Origin of the sequence: Bartonella sp. TT29SHDZB (genome assembly GCF_042193395.1) — a bacterium.
Classification (GTDB): domain Bacteria; phylum Pseudomonadota; class Alphaproteobacteria; order Rhizobiales; family Rhizobiaceae; genus Bartonella.
On the sequence record NZ_JBHILQ010000082.1, the window covers coordinates 1 to 1,861 of the forward strand.

A 1,861-nucleotide genomic window follows, 5' to 3' on the forward strand; every position below is an offset into this window, starting at 1 on the left:
TGTAAGCAGAATTATTGGTGGCAATGGCTATACCTACGGGACACTCCCTGCTGGCAGTAACGTTTGGACAGAATGGTGGAGAGTGATCACAAATCCTGTAAGTCCCCATACTTGTCTTGGAGACGTGGGTCCAAAATGCCAAAAGTTTTATGGCACATCTCATCGTGAACAATTTCCTTTAAGTAAATCAAGGAGTAAAAAATGAAACAAACTCTAAAATTATTAAGCACTGTAACTTTGTTAATTATAACTGGATGTAATATCGATAAACCTCCTCCAGGAGAGGTGGCTACGTGGGAGAAAAATGGTGTTACTGATTTTACAGAGGTAGGAAAAGCCTTGTTAGAATGTGGTATGCCAACCCCTGATGATGTCGATCCAGAAAACAGAAAACTCAGCTACAATGCATGGGCAACTATTGATGCCTGTATGGTTCAATCAGGTTTTCGTGATAAAGTGGGGGGAGGGACTTGGTGTGAGAATCATAAAGCCGAAAACCTTCCCATTTGTCGTCCAGGTGCTGTGATCCCGAGGCCCAGTGTCAAGAAGCGCTTAAACAGCCCTTTTTGTAAAAAGTATAAAAATGCACCTGAATGCAAACCTTAAGTCTTTCTGTTTGTGATGATCAACAATCCGCCATCTTTGCCTTTGCTTGGAATGGCGGGATTGTTTCCTCACGCACATTATTTAACGCCTGAAGAACAACAGAATTTACAAAAAGGTTCTGATGGCAAGGTTCATTTTTTCCTCAATGGTATTCTTACAACACCAGATGAAGCAGCCCATAATGCGGTTCAGTTGGCTGATAACAAGAATGATCCACACTATTTTCTGATGTTCCCTCATAGCGATTCGTTCTTGGTAGAGTTGTTCATTGCAGGGTATCAGTATGCTCTAGAAGGTAAGTTGGGTGCTCTGACCAATTCGACGAAGAAGTACCAGAATCTGTTGTATAGCTTTGGCAATATAGGATTGCATACTGATGCGCATAGCCGCGGCAGTATGACAGCGGGCAATGGATCGCATGATTTAGAAAAGCATGGTGTTCATGGTATAGCAAAGAAAACAACGATTAATTTCTTTGGACCAGCTTATAATACTCAAAACATGGCAGATACGTTATATATCTTAAGTGATGGAAAGCAGGATTACGTAAACTTGGAAAATCATAAAAATGACTTTGTTGGTACAAAGATTGGCAAAAATCCTTACACTTTTGAGCAAATACCTCCTGGAAGTGGTCCCTGGAAAGAGAGAGGGCAAATATTTAAAGGCTACCCCAGTGTTCATGCTTGTTATGGTCATGCAGGTTATGCGTGTACATCGCGCTACGGTTCACCTAATCGTACGCCAATTTATTCAAAATATTCAGGGAGGAAAAAATGAAGAAAATCTTGAAATTATTAAGTGGTCTCATTCTGTTAAATATCGCTGGATGTAACATTGATAAGCCTGCTCCAGGGTATTTGAGTATGTGGGAGAAAAATAGTGTTACTGATTTTACTGAGGTAGGAAAAGCTTTGTTAGAATGTGGTATGCCAACGCCTTATGATGTTGATCCAGAAAGTGAAAATATAAGCATTAATGCTAAAGCAACAATTCATGCTTGCATGCTCCAAGCAGGATTCCGTTATAAAGATAAGTTGGGAGGTAATTGGTGTTATACTTTTAGAGCCGAAAACCTTCCCATATGTCGTCCAGGTGCTGTCATACCACAGCGCAGTGTCAAGAAGCGCTTAAACAGCCCGTTTTGTAAAAAATATAAAAATAGTCGCAAATGCCAGCCTTAAGTTTTGCTGTTTGTGATGATTAACAATCCGCCATCCTTGCTTTGCTTGAAATGACGGGATTGTTTCCTCAA

General features: G+C 40.5%; 3 protein-coding genes and 1 pseudogene. All 4 read left to right on the forward strand.

The window, feature by feature from the left end; translation table 11 throughout:
• Nucleotides 1–205 (forward strand): annotated as a pseudogene (locus tag ACFIJJ_RS09615) (filamentous hemagglutinin); the annotation flags it as partial.
• A complete protein-coding gene (locus tag ACFIJJ_RS09620) occupies nt 202–606 on the forward strand; it encodes a hypothetical protein (RefSeq protein ID WP_375646787.1) in 405 nt (134 codons plus the stop codon). The pseudogene ACFIJJ_RS09615 and the gene ACFIJJ_RS09620, both read left to right, overlap by 4 nt.
• A 15-nt stretch (nt 607–621) precedes the next feature.
• Nucleotides 622–1,386, forward strand: coding sequence for a hypothetical protein (locus tag ACFIJJ_RS09625; RefSeq protein ID WP_375646788.1), 765 nt, complete (start codon nt 622–624; stop codon nt 1,384–1,386).
• Nucleotides 1,383–1,790, forward strand: coding sequence for a hypothetical protein (locus ACFIJJ_RS09630; protein WP_375636635.1), 408 nt, complete (start codon nt 1,383–1,385; stop codon nt 1,788–1,790). The genes ACFIJJ_RS09625 and ACFIJJ_RS09630 overlap by 4 nt, the downstream gene beginning before the upstream one ends.
• Nucleotides 1,791–1,861: the final 71 nt, after the last annotated feature.

Excerpts from the sequence above, each read along its gene's own strand:
- ACFIJJ_RS09625 (WP_375646788.1), top strand. The coding sequence starts at position 622 with ATGATCAACAATCCGCCATCTTTGCCTTTGCTTGGAATGGCGGGATTG.
- ACFIJJ_RS09630 (WP_375636635.1), top strand. The coding sequence starts at position 1,383 with ATGAAGAAAATCTTGAAATTATTAAGTGGTCTCATTCTGTTAAATATC.
- ACFIJJ_RS09620 (WP_375646787.1), top strand. The coding sequence starts at position 202 with ATGAAACAAACTCTAAAATTATTAAGCACTGTAACTTTGTTAATTATA.